This window comes from Streptomyces sp. NPDC047017 (assembly GCF_040644175.1).
GTDB lineage: Bacteria > Actinomycetota > Actinomycetes > Streptomycetales > Streptomycetaceae > Streptomyces.
In genome coordinates, this window is sequence record NZ_JBEYVW010000003.1 from 145,932 (window position 1) to 162,390 (window position 16,459).

At 74.9% G+C, this 16,459-nt stretch carries 15 protein-coding genes; 10 read left to right on the forward strand and 5 right to left on the reverse strand.

Going from position 1 to position 16,459, the window contains the following annotated elements; all coding sequences use genetic code 11:
• Positions 1-31: 31 nt before the first annotated feature.
• The 5 genes from ABZ858_RS06295 to ABZ858_RS06315 all read left to right on the forward strand — a co-directional run bounded on the left by ABZ858_RS06295 (position 32) and on the right by ABZ858_RS06315 (position 4,051).
• Entirely contained in the window at positions 32-637 is a 606-nt protein-coding gene (locus ABZ858_RS06295) for a TetR/AcrR family transcriptional regulator C-terminal domain-containing protein (protein WP_361373244.1), read from the forward strand.
• Between the two features lie 209 nt (positions 638-846).
• Positions 847-1,359 (forward strand): VOC family protein, encoded by a 513-nt coding sequence (locus ABZ858_RS06300; RefSeq protein WP_361373722.1) that lies wholly within the window; start codon positions 847-849, stop codon positions 1,357-1,359.
• Positions 1,360-1,570: 211 nt separating this feature from the next.
• Positions 1,571-2,791, forward strand: coding sequence for an NAD(P)/FAD-dependent oxidoreductase (locus tag ABZ858_RS06305; RefSeq protein ID WP_361373246.1), 1,221 nt, complete (start codon positions 1,571-1,573; stop codon positions 2,789-2,791).
• A gap of 91 nt (positions 2,792-2,882) precedes the next feature.
• On the forward strand, positions 2,883-3,401 hold the full coding sequence (locus tag ABZ858_RS06310; RefSeq protein WP_361373248.1) for a DUF1203 domain-containing protein: 519 nt from the start codon (positions 2,883-2,885) through the stop codon (positions 3,399-3,401).
• A gap of 167 nt (positions 3,402-3,568) precedes the next feature.
• Positions 3,569-4,051, forward strand: a complete 483-nt coding sequence (locus ABZ858_RS06315; RefSeq protein WP_361373250.1) for an SAM-dependent methyltransferase — start codon at positions 3,569-3,571, stop codon at positions 4,049-4,051.
• Positions 4,052-4,100: 49 nt separating this feature from the next.
• Here the strand turns inward: ABZ858_RS06315 and ABZ858_RS06320 are convergent, their stop codons facing one another.
• Positions 4,101-4,454 (reverse strand): STAS domain-containing protein, encoded by a 354-nt coding sequence (locus tag ABZ858_RS06320; RefSeq protein ID WP_361373252.1) that lies wholly within the window; start codon positions 4,452-4,454, stop codon positions 4,101-4,103.
• Between the two features lie 111 nt (positions 4,455-4,565).
• On the opposite strand from ABZ858_RS06320, the gene ABZ858_RS06325 reads away from it, so the two are divergent.
• From ABZ858_RS06325 to ABZ858_RS06335, 3 genes are all read left to right on the forward strand, one after another.
• Entirely contained in the window at positions 4,566-4,943 is a 378-nt protein-coding gene (locus tag ABZ858_RS06325) for a helix-turn-helix domain-containing protein (RefSeq protein ID WP_361373254.1), read from the forward strand.
• Between the two features lie 218 nt (positions 4,944-5,161).
• Positions 5,162-6,268 carry a PP2C family protein-serine/threonine phosphatase gene (locus tag ABZ858_RS06330; protein ID WP_361373256.1) on the forward strand — a complete coding sequence of 369 codons (1,107 nt, stop codon included), beginning with the start codon at positions 5,162-5,164 and terminating at the stop codon, positions 6,266-6,268.
• 82 nt (positions 6,269-6,350) lie between these two features.
• Entirely contained in the window at positions 6,351-7,220 is an 870-nt protein-coding gene (locus ABZ858_RS06335; RefSeq protein ID WP_361373258.1) for an NAD(P)H-binding protein, read from the forward strand.
• 160 nt (positions 7,221-7,380) lie between these two features.
• On the opposite strand, the gene ABZ858_RS06340 is transcribed toward ABZ858_RS06335, so the two are convergent.
• Both ABZ858_RS06340 and ABZ858_RS06345 read right to left on the reverse strand, forming a co-directional pair.
• A complete protein-coding gene (locus ABZ858_RS06340) occupies positions 7,381-8,610 on the reverse strand; it encodes a M20 family metallopeptidase (RefSeq protein WP_361373260.1) in 1,230 nt (409 codons plus the stop codon).
• A gap of 112 nt (positions 8,611-8,722) precedes the next feature.
• Positions 8,723-10,366 carry an APC family permease gene (locus ABZ858_RS06345; RefSeq protein WP_361373262.1) on the reverse strand — a complete coding sequence of 548 codons (1,644 nt, stop codon included), beginning with the start codon at positions 10,364-10,366 and terminating at the stop codon, positions 8,723-8,725.
• A gap of 430 nt (positions 10,367-10,796) precedes the next feature.
• Here ABZ858_RS06345 and ABZ858_RS06350 point away from each other — a divergent pair, with 430 nt between their 5' ends.
• Positions 10,797-13,436, forward strand: coding sequence for a SpoIIE family protein phosphatase (locus ABZ858_RS06350; protein WP_361373264.1), 2,640 nt, complete (start codon positions 10,797-10,799; stop codon positions 13,434-13,436).
• Between the two features lie 82 nt (positions 13,437-13,518).
• Here the strand turns inward: ABZ858_RS06350 and ABZ858_RS06355 are convergent, their stop codons facing one another.
• Positions 13,519-14,856 carry a PLP-dependent aminotransferase family protein gene (locus ABZ858_RS06355; RefSeq protein ID WP_361373266.1) on the reverse strand — a complete coding sequence of 446 codons (1,338 nt, stop codon included), beginning with the start codon at positions 14,854-14,856 and terminating at the stop codon, positions 13,519-13,521.
• 205 nt (positions 14,857-15,061) lie between these two features.
• Here ABZ858_RS06355 and ABZ858_RS06360 point away from each other — a divergent pair, with 205 nt between their 5' ends.
• Positions 15,062-15,709: a LysE family translocator gene (locus tag ABZ858_RS06360; RefSeq protein ID WP_361373723.1), complete on the forward strand. Its 648-nt coding sequence runs from the start codon at positions 15,062-15,064 to the stop codon at positions 15,707-15,709.
• 76 nt (positions 15,710-15,785) lie between these two features.
• Here the strand turns inward: ABZ858_RS06360 and ABZ858_RS06365 are convergent, their stop codons facing one another.
• Positions 15,786-16,451, reverse strand: coding sequence for a DUF5825 family protein (locus ABZ858_RS06365; protein WP_361373268.1), 666 nt, complete (start codon positions 16,449-16,451; stop codon positions 15,786-15,788).
• Positions 16,452-16,459 lie beyond the last annotated feature (8 nt).

The window sequence follows — 16,459 nt, forward strand, 5'->3', positions numbered from 1 at the left end:
GATGGGAAGACCTTCGAAGGGGAAACGCGACATGGGGCGGCCGCGCACGGCTCTGCTCGACCGGGAGCGCATCACCGCGACCGCGCTCGATCTCCTCGACGCGCAGGGCGAGTTCAGCGTCCCGCAGATCGCACGGCGGCTCGGGGTGCAGACCGGCTCGGTGTACCACCACGTGGACGGCCGGGACGGGATCGTGGAACTGGTGCGGGAGCGGATCGCCGAGGCGATCGACACCGCGCCCCTGGACGCAGGGCCCTGGGACACGGCCCTGGCGGGGTGGGCCCGCTCCTACCGCGCCGCGTTCGGCGCGCACCCGCGGGCCATCCCCCTGCTGATGGCCAACCCCGTACGGGCGCCCCGGGTCCTTGAGCAGTACGAGCGGGCCGTCGCCCTCCTCCTCGACGCGGGCTTCGCGACCGCCGACGTCATGGTGGTCATCACCGCCCTGGAGAACGTCGTCCTCGGCTCGGCCCTCGACCTCGCCGCCCCGCAGGCCATGTGGGAGATCGCCGACGACACGGCCACCCCGCGCCTGGCCGAGGCGCTCGGCGCGGTCCACGGCAGCCGGACGGACCGGGCGTTCGATCTCGCGCTGGAAGGGATGCTTGTCGCTGCGCGGCGGATGCTGGAGGACTGAGGGGGGGGAGGCGGGGTGAGGTGAGGCCGGGGCCGGGCCGGGCCGGGGGTTTCGTCGCCGCCGTTCGGATGGCGGTGCGGGGGCGTGGCGGTGCGGCCCGCTCGGGCGGGTGCGGGGCGGGTGTCAGGGTGTCCGCATGCAGACGTGTCCACCGCCGTGGCCCGCACGTGTCCCGGCCTGACCCCGAGCGGCGGGTCCCTCCGGTGCCGGTGCCGGTGCGGGGCATCGACCATGTCGGCGTGACCGTCCCCGACATCGAGGCCGCGACCGCTTTCTTCGTCCACGCCCTGGGGGCGGAGGTGCTGTACGACACGCTGCGCCGCGAGGACGGGCCGCGCGGCGGGCAGGCCCTGGAACGGCGGCTGGGGGTGCCCGGGGGCACCGAGCAGCGGGCGATCCGGATGCTCGCCCTGCCGCACGGACCCGGCCTCGAACTCTTCGAGTTCGCCGGCCCCCCTCGACGGACCCCGGCGCTGCCCTGCGACCTCGGCTGGCAGCACCTCGCCGTCCACGTCGACGACCTCGACCACGCCCTCGCCCGCGTCGAGGAGGCCGGGGGGCAGGCGCTGTCCGTGCCCGCCCCGCTGCCCGGCCCCGAAGCGGGCCCGCGCAACCGCATGGTCTACACGCGAACGCCCTGGGGCAGCACGCTGGAACTGATCACCTACCCCGACCCGCAGCCCTACGAGGACCACACCACGCGCCGGCGTTGGCGCCCCTGACGTCCCGGGGCCGGGTCGAGGCAGCAGGTGCTCGGCGAGTTCGCCGAGCAGTTCCATGCCCTGTCGACGGTGGCCGCCGGCCACGGCGTACCGGAGCCTTGCGGGCGGTCCGCTTCCCGGGCGCGGAACTTCCCGCCCCGCTCCGCACGTTCCGTCCACAGGCGGATGCCATCCTGGCTTCCGTACGTACACGGACGAGCGGGGGAGCCGCATGGCACGGGTTCTGGTCATCGGCGGCGGGATCGCCGGTACGGCGACGGCGCTGGCCCTGCACAAGGCGGGGTTCGACGCCACGGTGTACGAGGCCCACCCGGACTCGGCCGCGGACATCGGCGCGTTCCTCACGCTGGCCGGCAACGGCATGCGCGCCCTCGCCCAGCTCGACGCCTCCGCCATGGTCACCGCGCTCGGCTTCCCGCTGACCTCGATGCGCGTCCTCGACCGGACGGGGGCCGAGACGGCGCACGTACCGCTGGGCGACGCCGACGACCCCCGGCTGCGGTACAGGTGCCTGCGCCGCGGCGACCTCAACACCGCCCTGCAGCGGGAGACCGGGGCACGGGGCATCACCGTCCGGCACGGCGCCCGGCTCACCGCGATCGACGACGGCCCGCGGGGAGTGACCGCGCGGTTCTCCGACGGCAGCACCGCGACGGGCGACCTGCTCATCGGCGCGGACGGCCTGCGCTCCACCGTCCGCCCGATCGTCGCGCCCGACACCCGGCCGCGCCACGCGGGCCAGCACGTCTTCTACGGCTACACCGGCACCGCTCCCGTGACCGCACCGGGCGAGTGCATCACGATGGTGCGGGGCAGCGCGGTCGCGTTCGGCCACACCGTGTCACCGCGGGGGGAGACGTACTGGTTCGCGCGGGTGGCCGGTGACCCGCTCACCGCCGACGAGATCGCCGCCGCCACACCGGACATGTGCCGCGCGCAGCTCCTCCCCCTGCTGCGCGCGGACACCACCCCGGCCGCGGACATCGTCGCGGCCACCGGCGAGGAGCTGATGGTCACCGACGCCACGGAGCTGCCGCCGGGCACCCCCTGGCGCGCGGGCCGCGTCCTGCTGGTCGGCGACGCCGCCCACGCCGCCTCGCCCGCGACCGGGCAGGGCGCGTCGATGGCGCTGGAGGACGCCGTGGTCCTCGCGAAGTGCCTGCGCGACGCACCCGGCACCGAGGCCGCGCTCTCCCTCTACGAGACGCTGCGCCGGCCCCGCACCGAACACAACACCACCGTCAGCGGGAACATCTCGCGCGGCACCCACACCGCGTCCCCCGCCGCCCGCGCGGCGGCCGCTTCCCGGCGGACCGGCGACGACGGCGAACTCGTCCGGCTGCTGGAGTGGGACGCCGACATCCTGCGGACCGCGCAGGCCGTACAGGCCGCGCAGGCCGCACAGGGGCCGGTGGAGGAGGGACAGGGATGACGGGCGGGGCCGGCGGGCGGGGTCGGCGGGTCGCGGGCTTCGCGTCCGAATAGCGCCGGCGGGCCGGTGACACGCTGCCGACACTGGACACATGACCGCATACACACCCCTTGCCATCCCGCCCGCCGCCCTCAAGGAACTCCGCGACCGCGACGACTCCGGACACCCCCTGCGGCCCTGCACCGCACGCGAGGACGGTGTCCCGCTGGACTCCGTGGGCAGTCCGCTGCGCTGCTGCCTGCGGGCCGTCGAGCCCGGTGACCGGATCGCCCTCGTCTCCTACGCGCCGCTGCGCCGCTGGGCGGCGGCGACCGGGGCCGACCCCGGCGCCTACGACGAGGCGGGGCCGGTCTTCATCCACGCCGAAGAGTGCGCGGGACCGGGGAACACCGGCGACCACCCCTTCGCACGACCGGGCGCGCTGCGCACCATCCGCCGTTACGACGCCGAGGGGCACATCGTCGGGGGCCGCCTCTTCGAGATCCCCGAGGACGCCCGGGCCGGTTTCGACCGGGCCTTCGACGAGGCGTTCGCCGACCCGGAGGTGGCGCTGGTGCACGTACGGGCCCTGGAGTACGGCTGCTTCCAGTTCGAGGTGCGGCGGCCGTAGGCCGGACACCCTCCCCGCGCCCGCCGGTGCGGACCGGCCGGGGGCCGTGCGGGAAGCGAGGATGGCGGCGGCCGGAGAGAGGCGTGGAGTAGGCTCGGGCGCCGCGCGGCACATGGTCCGCGGCGGCGCCCCGAGTGGGCGCCCTCCTGCGAGGAAAGGCACGGGGGATGGCTGAGAACGGCGGAGCGGCCGAGGTGGTCTCGTATCCGGTGGGCCGGGTGGTCGGCGGGCGCGACGAGGTCCGTGACGACGACTGGGGCGGGGTCACGGCCGTGATCCGGCTGGACGGCGCCCGCTACGCGCCGGAGGCGCTGGCCGGTCTGGACGCCTTCTCCCACCTGGAGGTCGTCTACCACTTCGACCGGGTGCCCGTGGAGAAGATCGAGACCGGCGCCCGTCACCCGCGCGGCAACACCGACTGGCCCCTGGTGGGCATCTTCGCCCAGCGCGGCAAGAACCGCCCCAACCGCATCGGCCTCTCCCGCTGCCGCCTGATCAAGGTCGACGGTCTCGACCTGCACGTCCAGGGCCTGGACGCGGTCGACGGCACCCCTGTGCTCGACATCAAGCCCCACATGGACGAGTTCGGCCCGCAGGGCCCCACCACTCAGCCCGACTGGGCCACCGACCTCATGCGGCACTACTACTGACCGCTTCACTCGGCTCTGTCGCGCCCCGGCCGGACGGTTCCGGCCGGGGTCAGTTGTCGGTGCCGGGGGTGAAGAGCGGCAGGGTGCCGGTCAGTTCCAGGACGCGGCGTACGCAGGGACCGGCCGCGCGTACGGTCACGGTCTTGCCGGCGCACAGTGCCAGCCGGCGCACGGTGAGCAGGACGTTCAGGCTGGAACAGTCCCAGAACGAGACCTCGGCGAGGTCGAGGACGATCCCCCCGGCCGAGTCACCGAGGGCGCTCAGCAGACAGCGGTGGAGGACTTCACGGGACTCGTGGTCGACCTCGCCGCGCACCACGACGAGTGTCCTGTCGCCGTGCGGACGGCGACTGGTCGACAGCGCACGGGGCACGGGTGCGGCCCCCGTGGTCGGCCTCTCCATGGGCGTCGGCGACTCCGTCCTCGTGGTGCTGTGCCAGCAGGTGTGTCACTGGTGACACGAAATATATGTCATGTATTCGACTCCGGCCATAGCTGAACCTAAGATTCACCCATGGTTGGAGTGCCTGAGCCGCATAACGGATGGACGTTCGTCACCAACCACGCGCGCGTGCTGGCGGCCATCGCCGAGGACCCGAACGTCCGTATCCGCGACATAGCCGCCCACTGCCGCCTCACCGAGCGCGCAGTGCAGCGGATCATCGCCGACCTCGAACGTGACGGGTACCTGTCCCACACACGCGAGGGGCGGAGCAACACCTACCGCATCGAGCCGGGCAAGGTGCTGCGGCACCCGGCGGAGGCCGGCCGGACCGTGGCCTCCCTGCTCTCCGCGCTCATCGAGGACGAGGTCGGCCGCGGCGCGGAGACTACGCCGGCGACTGCGACTGCGACTGCGACGACGGCGGCGGCCGAGCCCGGGACGCAGTAGCCCCTCCGGCACCCGCGGCCGCACCGCCGACGCAGGCAAAAGCCCAGGCGGACGCGGCCTCCCCGCCGCCCCGATCGACCTCGGCCGCCGTGCGCCGGTGCCGGGAAGCGACCACCCTGTGGGTACAGGCGGGCTCCTCGCCGCACGCGCCGGCCGCGGCGGTGTCCGTGGCACGGCCCGGGGACAGGGCCGGCCGGGCGGACGTGCGAGGAGGAGCGATGCGCAGCAGCCGTAGGAGATCCCGCGGCCTCCTCCTCGCCGCCGCCCTGCCGCTGCTCGGAGGTGTGCTGGCCGACCTCTTCGGCCCCCAGCCGTTCACGGGGCTGCCGCTGCTCTCCGCGGCGCCGCTGGTCGCCGCGGCCCTGCTGTCCTTCCCCGCCAGCGTGCTCTTCGCCGTGCTGACCTGCGTGGCCTCGGTCGCGCTCGACCTGTACCTGGGCCGGCCCCGCACGGCCCTCCTCGTCGACCTGGCGGACGTCCTCGTCACCGGCGCCCTGGCGCTGGGCGTCAACCGGGTACTGGCCCGCCAGCAGCGCCGCCTGGCGCAGGTCCGCGACGTGGCCGAGGCCGCGCAGCGGGCGGTCCTCCCGGACCCGCCGCGCCGTGCGGGGCCGGTCGAGGTGGCCGCCCGGTACGAGGCCGCGCACAGCGGGGCGCGCATCGGCGGCGACCTGTACGCGGTGCAGACGACCCCGTACGGGGTCCGCGCGATCGTCGGTGATGTCCGGGGCAAGGGCCTGGGAGCCGTCTCCACCGTCTGTGTGCTGGTCGGTGTCTTCCGCCAGGAGGCGGGGCGGGTGCCCACCCTGGCCGGGCTCGCGGACCGGCTGGACGAGGCCCTCGCCCGTGGCGGTGACGCGAGCACCGACGCCGCCCTGGAGGGCTTCACCACCGCCGTGCTGCTGCAGATCCCGCCGGACGGGAGCACGGTGCAGGTGGTCAACCGCGGGCACCCGGCGCCGTACCGGATCGACCCGCGGTCCGTGTCCCGGCTGGAGCCCACCGCCCGGGCGCTGCCGCTGGGACTCGGCATACCGGGAGGCGCGGCGCGGGAGGAGGCCGACGCGGACGTGTTCCCGCTGAGCCACGGGGCCTCCCTGCTGCTGGTCACCGACGGAGTGACCGAGGCACGTGACCGCGACGGCGTGTTCTACGACCCGTGCCGGCGGCTCGCCCCCGGCGACCACCCCAATCCCCGGCGCCTGGTGGACGCCCTCGTGCGAGACGTCTTCCGCTGGACCGGCGGACGCAACCAGGACGACATGGCGATCCTCGCCCTCACCCGGGCCGGCCCCAGCCGCCCGTCCGCGGACGAGGCTCCCTGAAGACGTCCGTCAAAGCAGACAGAAGATGTCCGGTTCGGCTCGTAGCGTCAGGACCGAGGCTCACCGAAAGGACATCGCATCCATGCGTATCGCCCTCACCACCCCCACCGGCAACGTCGGACGGCACGTCGTCGCCATGCTCCTGCGCGCGGGCGTCCGCCCGCTCGTCCTGGCCCGGGACGCCGGCCGGCTCGACCCCGCCGTCCGGGCCGAGGTGGACACCGTCGAGGTGGACCAGCGCGACGCCGACGCGGTCGTGGCCGCCACCGCAGGGGTCGACGCGCTGTTCTGGGTCGACCCCCCGAGCAGCGGCCCCGACCCGCTGGCCGACTACGCGCTCGCCACCGAGAGCGTGACCCGGGCCGTGCGGGCCAACCGGATCGGGCGGACCGTCTTGCAGAGCAGCGTGGGCGCCGAGAAGCGGCACGGCGCCGGCGAGATCGACGGCCTGGCGGCGACCGAGACCGCCCTCGACGCCCTCGGCGCCGACGTCACCCACCTGCGCTGCGGCTACTTCTTCAGCAACCTCGAACTGCAGACGGAAGCGCTGCGCGCGGGCACCCTGCCGGTCATCGTCCCGCTGGACCAGCCGATGGCCTGGGTCGCGCCCCGCGACATCGCCGAGGTCGCCGTCACGCGCCTGCTGTCGGCCGACTGGACCGGACGGCACGTCCAGGCCGTCCACGGCCCCGCCGACCTCACCTGGACCCAGGTGGCCGGCATCGTCTCGGCCGCCACCGGACGACCGCTGCGCGTCGAACGCGTCGACGACGACACCATGCGCGGTCTGCTCCGGGGCGCCGGGATGCCGCCGGGCCTGGCCGAGGCGGTCATCGGCATGTCGACGGGACTGCGCGAGGACTTCGTGCCCGAGCAGCCGCGCACGGTACGGAGCACCACCCCCACCACCCTGGCGTCCTGGGCGTACGACGTGCTCCGGCCCCAGGTGTGAGCCGGAGCGGCACCCCGCCGCCGACGCGCGGCCGGGAACCGGCCGAGCGCTGGCCGACGCCACCACGTGTGCCCTGGCCGACGCCACCACGTGTGCGCTGGCCCGCGCCACCCCGGGTGCGGTGGACACAGTCCGCGACCGTGACCACCGCACGCGCGCGTCAGCCGGCGGCGAGCCGCCGCAGCGCCAGTTCGGCCAGCAGCGTCGCCCCGTCGCCCAGTACCGCGTCGTCGAAGACCGCCTGCGGCGCGTGGTTGTTCGCCGCGGTCGCCGGATCGGCGTCCGGCGGGCAGGCGCCCAGCATCACGAAGGCCGAGGGGACCCGCTCCGCGACATAGCTGAAGTCCTCCGACGCCGTCATCGGACGGTCCGCCTCCCGGTAGCGGTCCGCGCCGAACACCTCGGCCGCCGTACGGGCCACGAAGGCGGCCTGACCGGCGTCGTTGACCGTCACGGGATACCTCATGACGTAATCGACATCGGCCTCCAGGCCGTGCGCCCGTGCCATGCCCCGTACGAGTGCGGTCGACTCGTGCCGCACCCGCTCCCGCGCGCCGGGGGAGAACGAGCGCACGGTGGCCGAGAACTCGGCCCGGTCCGGGATCACGTTCTCCGCGTCGCCCGCCCGCAGGCGCCCGACGCCGATCACCACCGGGTCGAAGACGTCGAACCGGCGCGTCACCATCGTCTGCAGCGCGAGCACCATCTCGCAGGCGGCGGGCACCGGGTCGAGCGCGGAGTGCGGGGCCGAGCCGTGCCCGCCCCGGCCGCGTACGGTCACCGACAGCGTGTCCGCGGCCGCGAGCGCCGCCCCGGCCCGGCACGAGAACTCACCGAGCCACTGCGCGGACTGCACGTGCAGCGCGTACGCGGCGACCGGCAGTGCGCCCGACGCGTCGAGGAGCCCTTCCTCGATCATCAGCCGCGCACCGCCGTCGGCCTCCTCGCCGGGCTGGAACATGAACACCACGTCACCGGCCAGTTCCGCGCGCCGCTCGGTGAGCAGCCGGGCGGCGCCCACCAGCATGGCGGTGTGCAGGTCGTGGCCGCAGGCGTGCATCACGCCGGGGAGCCGCGAGGCGTGGTCGAGACCCGTGCGCTCGTCGACCGGGAGCGCGTCCATGTCGCCGCGGAGCAGGACCGCGGGGCCGGGGCGGGCGCCGCGCAGCACCGCCGTCACCGAGGACAGCCGACGGCCCGTGGACACCTCCAGCGGCAGCCCGCGCAGCGCCTCCAGCACCCGGCGCTGGGTGCGCGGCAGCCGGAGCCCCACCTCGGGCTCGCGGTGCAGGGCACGCCGCAGCTCCACCAGCTCGTCCCGCAGGGCGGCGGACGCGCGGACGGGGGAGGCGAGGGCGGCGGAGGGGATACCGGCGGCTTCGGATGTCATGTGCGGCTCCTGGCGGGGCGGACGCTGGTTCCTGACGTCAGGCCCGGGAAGGGCGGTCCCTGACCGGGCCATCTTCGCCCACCGCGCCGGCGTCCCGGCAGCCCGCGTTCCCCTACGGCCGCGGCGACGCGTCCCGTGGCGAGGCCGGGCCGGGGGAGGGGCCGCCGTCCGCGCCGCGGGACCGCCCGAGCCGTCCGGTGCCCGCCCGTACCGCCCAGAAGAACACCGCGAAGGCGAACGCCGCCACCGCCAGCGAGTCCCACGGCGCCGGCAGCCGGCCGGACCCGCCGAACGAACCGAGCCAGGACAGCACCGTGAGCACCACCAGGAACACCACCAGCCAGGCGCCGGTGCGCAGTTCGGCCAGGAGCGGGCGGTCCGCCGCGGCGCCGCGGTGCATGGCGAGGAACACCAGCACACCCGCCAGCACGAGGGGCAGCGCCAGCCGCAGGTCGTGCCAGCCCGACCAGTACACGAACTCCGCCGCCACCGTGAAACTCACCGGAGCGATCCAGCGCAGTCCGGGCACCCAGCCGGCGGTGCCGCTGCCCGGGTCGGCCAGGAACACCGCGGCGGCCACGGCGGAGGCCGCGTACGTCAGCAGGTACATGTCCCCCATGACGCTCACGATGTCCTGCCAGCCGCCGAACGGCAGCAGGAACACCACGATCACCGCCAGGTTCAGCACCAGCGCCCGGCGCGGGACGCCCGAGCGCGCTTCCACCGCCATGAACCAGCGCGGCAGGGTGCCGTTCTTCGCCAGCGCGTAGGTGTGCCGGGCGTCCAGCGCCACACCGACGTACGCCGAGCCGCCCGGCGAGACCACGGCGTCCGCGTACAGCAGCGCCGACAGCCAGTGCAGATTGAGCAGCAGCGCGAGCTGGCCGAACGGCGAGTCGAAGTCCACGCCGTGCCAGCCGTGCCCGAGCGCGCCGGCCGGCACCGCGAACAGGAACGCCACCTGCAACGCCAGGTACATCAGCACGGCCAGCCCGATGCCGGTCAGCACCGCGGCGGGCACGGTGCGCCGGGGATCGCGGGTCTCGCCGGAGAAGTCCAGGGGTGCCTGGAAGCCGTTGACCGAGTACACGATGCCGCCGCCGGCCAGCGCCGACAGGCAGGCGGCATACCCGTAGGGGGCGAACCCGCCGTGGTCGGTGAGCCGTCCGGTGTGCCAGCCGGACGCCAGCAGCGCGACCACGGTGACGACCGGTACCGCGATCTTGAAGACGGACAGCAGGTTGTTCAGCCGCGCGAACAGCCGCACCGCGAACCAGTTCAGCGCCGTCAGCAGCACGCTCAGCGCCGTCGCCACGCCGAGGCCGGTGGCGGTCAGCGAACCGCCGCGGTAGATGCCGGGCAGGTAGTGACCGGCGTACTGCATGATGGCGCTGATCTCCGCCGCGGTACCGCCCACCGACAGCAGCACCGACCAGCCGACCAGCGTGCCCACCAGGCGGCCGCTGGCGTACAGCGGCCAGCGCACGGTGCCGCCGCCCTCCGGCCGGGACGCCCCCAGTTCGATCATCACCAGCGCCACCAGGACGCACAGCAGCCCCGCCGCCACCCACGACAGCAGGGCGGCAGGACCCGCGGTCCGCGCCGCGTACATCGCGGCGAACAGCCATCCCGAGCCGACGATGTTGGAGAACGCGATGGCGGTCAGCGCCCAGAAGCCCAGGTCCCGGCGGAGCCGGCGTTCCTGCGTCACCGCCGCCGTGGTCGCGTACCCGTCGTCCGGCCGGTCCTGCGGCACGCCACCGCCTCCTCGCCTGGTCCTGCGTCCGCCCGAGCGTAGCGGGAGCCGGGGCGCGCCGGGCGATGTCGCGGCCGTTTCCCCGGCCGCCGGAGCCGCTCTCCGCCCCGGCCGCCGGAGCCGCTCTCCGCCCCGGCCGCCGGGACCGCTCTCCGCCCCGTGTCCGGGGCCGCTCCCGCCCCGGGACGCGAGCACCGGTACGTCACCCGGTGCTAGAAATAAGTACATGGCCGGATTTTTCGGCCGCTGCCGGATTCCGGGCTTCCGGAACCGCACCGGTCGTCGTCCACGCCGCCATGGCGCGGACCCGGGGCCGGGGCCGGAACAGCGGGCCCGGGCCGCGGACGAGCGAGATCGATCACGCGGGTCCGCGAGCGGGCGCCGGCGACCGGGCACGCGCAGTTTCGCCGCCGAGGCGTTCGCCCTGCAGATGGCGATGCTGCTGGTGCTCATCGCCGCCGCGAGCACCGTGTTCGTGCTCCAGGCCCGGCGCGGCAGCCTGAACAACGCCCGCGACCGCACCCTGGCCGTGGCCAATTCCTTCGCCAGCGCCCCCGGCACCGCCGAAGCCCTGGACAGCAGCCACCCGACGGCGATCCTGCAACCGCGCGCCGAAGCCGCCCGCAAGCGCACCGGTGTCGCCTTCGTCGTCGTCTACCGCCCGGACGGCATCCGCCTGACGCACCCCGTCCCCGCCCTGATCGGCAAACGCGCCGTCGGCCCGTACCAGCAGGCCGCCCGGGGCCGGCAGTCCACGAAGATCGTCAACGGCAGCCGGGGCACCGCCGTCGACTCGTTCGTGCCCGTCGTCCGGCCGAACGGCTCGATCGCCGGGATCGTGGACGTCGGGATCACCCTGGAGGCGGTGAACAGAACGGTCGAGGGCCAGCTGCCCGTCCTGGCCGGCGCCGTCGCGGCGGCGCTCGTCCTGTCCACGGCCGGATCGGCGTGGGCGACCAGACGGCTGCGACGGCAGACCCACGGCCTGGGCCATGTCGAGATGACCCGGATGTACGACCACCATGACGCCGTGCTCCACTCCGTGCGGGAAGGGGTCCTCGTCCTCGGCGGCGACGGCCGGCTGCTCCTCGCCAACGACGAGGCGCGCCGCCTGCTGGACCTCCCGCCGGACGCGGAGGGCCGGCCCGTCGCCGCACTCGGCCTCGACGGGCGGACCGCGGAACTGCTGGCCTCCGGCCGGGTGGCCAGCGACGAGATGGTCCTGGCCGGAGACCGGCTGCTGGCCGTCAACACCCGCCGCACCGACCGCGACGGAGGCAGCACACCGGGCAGTGTGGCGACGCTGCGGGACACCACGGACCTGCGCGCCCTCGCGGGCCGGGCCGAGGTCGCCCAGGAACGCCTGAGACTGCTGTACGACGCCGGTGTGCGCGTCGGCACCACCCTGGACGTCGTACGGACCGCCGAGGAACTGGCCCAGGTCGCCGTCCCCGCCTTCGCCGACCTCGTCACCGTCGACCTGCTGGAACCCGTACTGCGCGGTGACGAGCCCGAGTACACCGCGGACATGCGCCGTACGGCGACCCGCGGCACCGGCCCGGAACAGCCGCTGTTCCCCGTGGACGAGCTGATCACCTGGCGGCCCGGCACCCCCATGGCGACGGCACTGGAGAGCGGGCACGCGGTGCTGGAGGCGGACCTGCGCACCGCCCGCGGCTGGCGCGTGCAGAGCCCGGCCACGGCACAGAAGGCCCTGGAGTACGGTATCCGGTCGCTCGTCACCGTGCCGATGCGGGCCCGGGGCGTCGTGCTGGGCCTGGCCGACTTCTGGCGCACGGACCGGCGCGACCCCTTCGAGTCCGACGACCTCTCCTTCGCCGAGGAACTCGTCGCCCGGGCCGCCGTCTGCGTCGACAACGCGCGCCGCTACACCCGTGAGCACCACGTCGCCGTGACCCTGCAACGCAGCCTGCTGCCCAGGGAACTGCCCGAGCAGCAGGCCCTGGAGGTGGCCCACCGCTATCTGCCCGCGCGGGCCGGGGTCGGCGGGGACTGGTTCGACGTCCTGCCGCTGCCCGGGGCCCGGGTGGCGCTCGTCGTCGGTGACGTCGTCGGCCACGGGCTGCACGCCGCCGCCACCATGGGCCGCCTGCGCACCGCCGTGCTCAACTTCTCCGCGCTCGACCTGCCGCCCGAGGAGATCCTCGCCCACCTCGACGAACTGGTCGCCGGATTCGACGAGGACCAGACCGCCGAGGGCGAGCAGATCACCGGGGCCACCTGCCTGTACGCCATCTACGACCCGGTCTGCGGGCACTGCGTCATGGCGACGGCGGGCCACCCCGGGCCCGCCCTGGTCCGCCCCGACGGCACGGTGGACTTCCCCGAGCTGCCCGTCTCCCCGCCCCTGGGCCTGGCGGCGGGCCTGCCCGTGGAGAGCGCCGAACTGGACCTGGCCGAGGGAACGAGCCTGGTCCTGTTCACCGACGGGCTGGTGGAGTCCCGCGACCGGGACATCGGCCCCGGCCTCACCCTGCTGCGCGACGCCCTGGCGGGCCACCCCGACCGCGGCGCCGAGGAGACCTGCCGGGCGGTCATGGAGGCCGTGCTGCCGGCCCGCCCCAGCGACGACGTGGCGCTGCTGGTGGCCCGCACCCGGCTGCTGGACCCGGCGCACGTCGCGGAGTGGGACGTACGACGCGATCCCGCCGCCGTCGCCCGGGTCCGCGCCGCCTGCACCCGGCAGCTGCGCCTGTGGGGGCTGGAGGAGGCGGCGTTCAGCACCGAGCTGATCCTCAGCGAACTGGTCACCAACGCCATCCGCTACGGCGGTGATCCGATCCGGGTGCGGCTGCTGCGCGACCGCGCCCTCATCTGCGAGGTCTCCGACGGCAGCAGCACCTCGCCGCACCTGCGCCGGGCCGCCAGCACGGACGAGGGCGGGCGCGGCCTGTTCCTGGTCGCGCAGCTGGCGCAGCGGTGGGGCACCCGGTACACACCCCTCGGCAAGGTCATCTGGACCGAGCAGTCCCTGCACGGCGGGCCGGCGGAACCCGCCGGGGACCTGGGCGACCTCCTGCTGAGCCAGTGGGGCGACGAGGAGCTGTGAGGGGAGGCCGCCCCGACGGCGGGGGGGGCCTGAAGGACGGCCGCCGTTCGCCGCTCCCGGTGTCGCCGGGCGCGGCGTCGCCTCAGTCGGTGACCAGGGTGTCCGGGGCGGACCGGGCGAGCCCGGCCAGGGTGCCCAGGGCCTGCGCGAGGACGCCGGTGCTCGGTGAGGCCAGCCCCAGCCGGACCGCGTTGGGGGCGTGACCGCGGCCGACGGTGAACGCCGCGGCGGGCGCCAGCGCGATGCCGTGCCGTGCGGCGGCGGCCACGAACGTGTCGGCACGCCACGGGCGGGGCAGCTGCCACCAGCAGTGGTAGGAGCGCGGATCGCCGCGCACCGCGAAGCCGTCCAGCAGGCGGCCCGCCATCTCCTGCCGTACGGCGGCCTCCCGCTGCTTGGCCCGGACCAGCGCCTTCACCGTGCCGTCCTGCTGCCAGCGGTAGGCGGCCTCCAGCGCGAACCGCATGGGGGCCCAGCCGCCCGAGCGCAGGGACGCGCCGATGTCGCCGGCCAGCGCGGCGGGCGCGACGACGAAGCCGAGGCTCAGCCCGGGGGCGACGCGCTTGGACAGGCTGTCGACGAGGACGGTCAGGTCCGGCGCCAGCGCGGCCAGCGGTGACACCTCGTCGCGCAGGAACGCCCAGATGGTGTCCTCGACCGCCGGGACCCCCAGGCGCAGCAGCACCTCGGCCAGCCGCTCCCTGCGCGGCCGCGGCATGGTCAGCGAGAGCGGGTTGTGCAGGGTCGGCTGTACGTAGACGGCGCTGAGCGGTCCGCCGCGGTGGGCCTCCTCGACGGCCTCGGGGAGCAGCCCGTCGTCGTCCATGGCGAGGGGGACGAGGGTGATGCCGAACCGGGCCGCGATGGCCTTGACCACGGGATAGGTCAGCTCCTCGACGCCCAGCCTGCCGCCCGGCGGGACCAGGGCGGCGAGGACGGCCGAGAGGGCCTGCCGGCCGTTCCCGGCGAACAGCACCTGCTCCGGGTCGGGGCGCCAGTCGCCCCGGGCGAGCAGGTCCGCACCGGCCGCGCGGACGGCCGGGGCCCCGGCCGCGCCGACCGGCCCGAGCGCGGCGCCCAGGGCCGCGGGCCGGAGCAGGCCGGTGAGGCTCTCCGCCAGCAGCGCCGCCTGCTCGGGCACCACCGGATAGTTCAGCTCCAGGTCGACGCGGCTGCCGGTGGGCTCGGTGAGCGCGGGGGCGGCGGTCTCGGACTCGGCGCGGACGAAGGTGCCGCGGCCCACCTCGCCCACGGTCAGGCCACGCCGGGCGAGTTCCCGGTAGACGCGGGTGGCGGTCGAGTTGGCGATCCGATGCCGCCGGGCGAACTCCCGCTGCGGCGGCAGCCGGTCGCCCGGCCGCAGCACACCGCTCCGGATCTCCTCGGCCACCGCGTCGGCGACGCCCTGGTAGTCCTTCACCGCGCCCTCCCTCCTGTCGGACGTCCGCCATCGAACCACATCATTGCCCTCGGTGCAATATCACGCATTGCATTGAGGGGGGAGACGGCAATATTCTCATCCCTGTGCCCCGGGGGCCCTTTAGCGCGGTCATTGCACCGAGCGGACGGATGTCTTGCACCGACACCCCCAGGCAGGATCAGCCAGCGAATCAGGAGTTGTCATGATGGTGGGACTCGGCGGTGTGCTCGGCGTGACGGTGGTGGCCCTGGGGATGGTCCTCACGCCCGGCCCGAACATGATCTACCTCGTCTCCCGCAGCATCACGCAGGGCAGGCGGGCCGGGATCATCTCCCTCGGCGGGGTGGCCCTGGGGTTCATGGTGTACCTGCTGGCGGCGAACCTGGGCCTGTCGGTGGTCTTCCTCGCCGTGCCCGAGCTGTACGTCGCGGTGAAGCTGGCGGGCGCCGCCTACCTCGGCTACCTGGCCTGGAGCGCGCTCAGGCCCGGCGGAATCTCCGTGTTCGCGCCGCAGGACGTGCCGCCCGACCCGCCGCGCAGGCTGTTCACGATGGGCCTGCTGACGAACCTGCTCAACCCGAAGATCGCCGTCATGTACCTCTCGCTCATCCCGCAGTTCGTCGACCTGCGCGAGGGGCATGTGCTGGTCCAGGGGCTCGTACTCGGGGCGGTCCAGATCGTGGTCAGCGTCGGCGTCAACCTGGGCATCGTGCTGGCGGCCGGCGCGATCGCCGCCTTCCTCGCCCGCCGCCCGTCCTGGCTGAAGGCGCAGCGCTATGTGATGGGCACGGTCCTCGGCGCCCTCGCCGTCTCCCTGGCCGTCGACACGTCCGGCCCCGGCGGCGCGACCTGACCGGCCCGCAGGTCACGCGGCCCGCGGGCGGCACGACGGTGGACGGGCCCGCCTCCGGGCCCGTCCCGGCGTACCGTCAGATGGTCATCGACTCCTGGAGCCAGCGGCTGATCCGGTACGGCAGCCACCAGGCGAGCGGCCCGACGTCCAGGACGAGCCGCTCACCGCGGAAGTCGTCCAGGACGGCGGCCGGCACGGAGTCGGCCGGCGCCCCGTACGCCAGCCGCTCGATGGTCTGCTCGTACTCCGGTTCGTCCGCGGTGAAGCGGCGCAGCTCGCCCCAGCGGCGGTCGCGGATCTGCACGAACCCGGGGCCCTTGCGCCACAGGCACTTGCACAGGTAGTGGCCCCGCCGCCAGGCCCGCAGCGTCTCACCGGACCCGGCCGGGCCCTCGACGCGCCCGGGGGGCTGGAGGTGGCTGAGCACCTGCCAGGCGTCGTCGGCCGCGTCCGGTGCCAGGCACAGGTCCCACTCCACGAGGACGGCCCGCGCGGTCAGGTCCCGCACCAGGCTCAGCGCGGCCACCGCCGCCGCGGCCCGCTCCGCGTCCGGGTCGCCCGACAGGTCGACCGCCCGGGGCAGCCGGACCCGTCGGGCGCCGAGCTGCCACAGCCGTTCGCTCTCGCCCTGCGGCGGGCCGGGCAGGGCGAGTTCGCCCAGGAACATGCCGGGCAGCTCGCAGGCGGCGGGGTCGTAGTCGCGCCAGGCGAGGACGGCGGGCGGACTCAGGACGGTGCTCATGGGCGTGC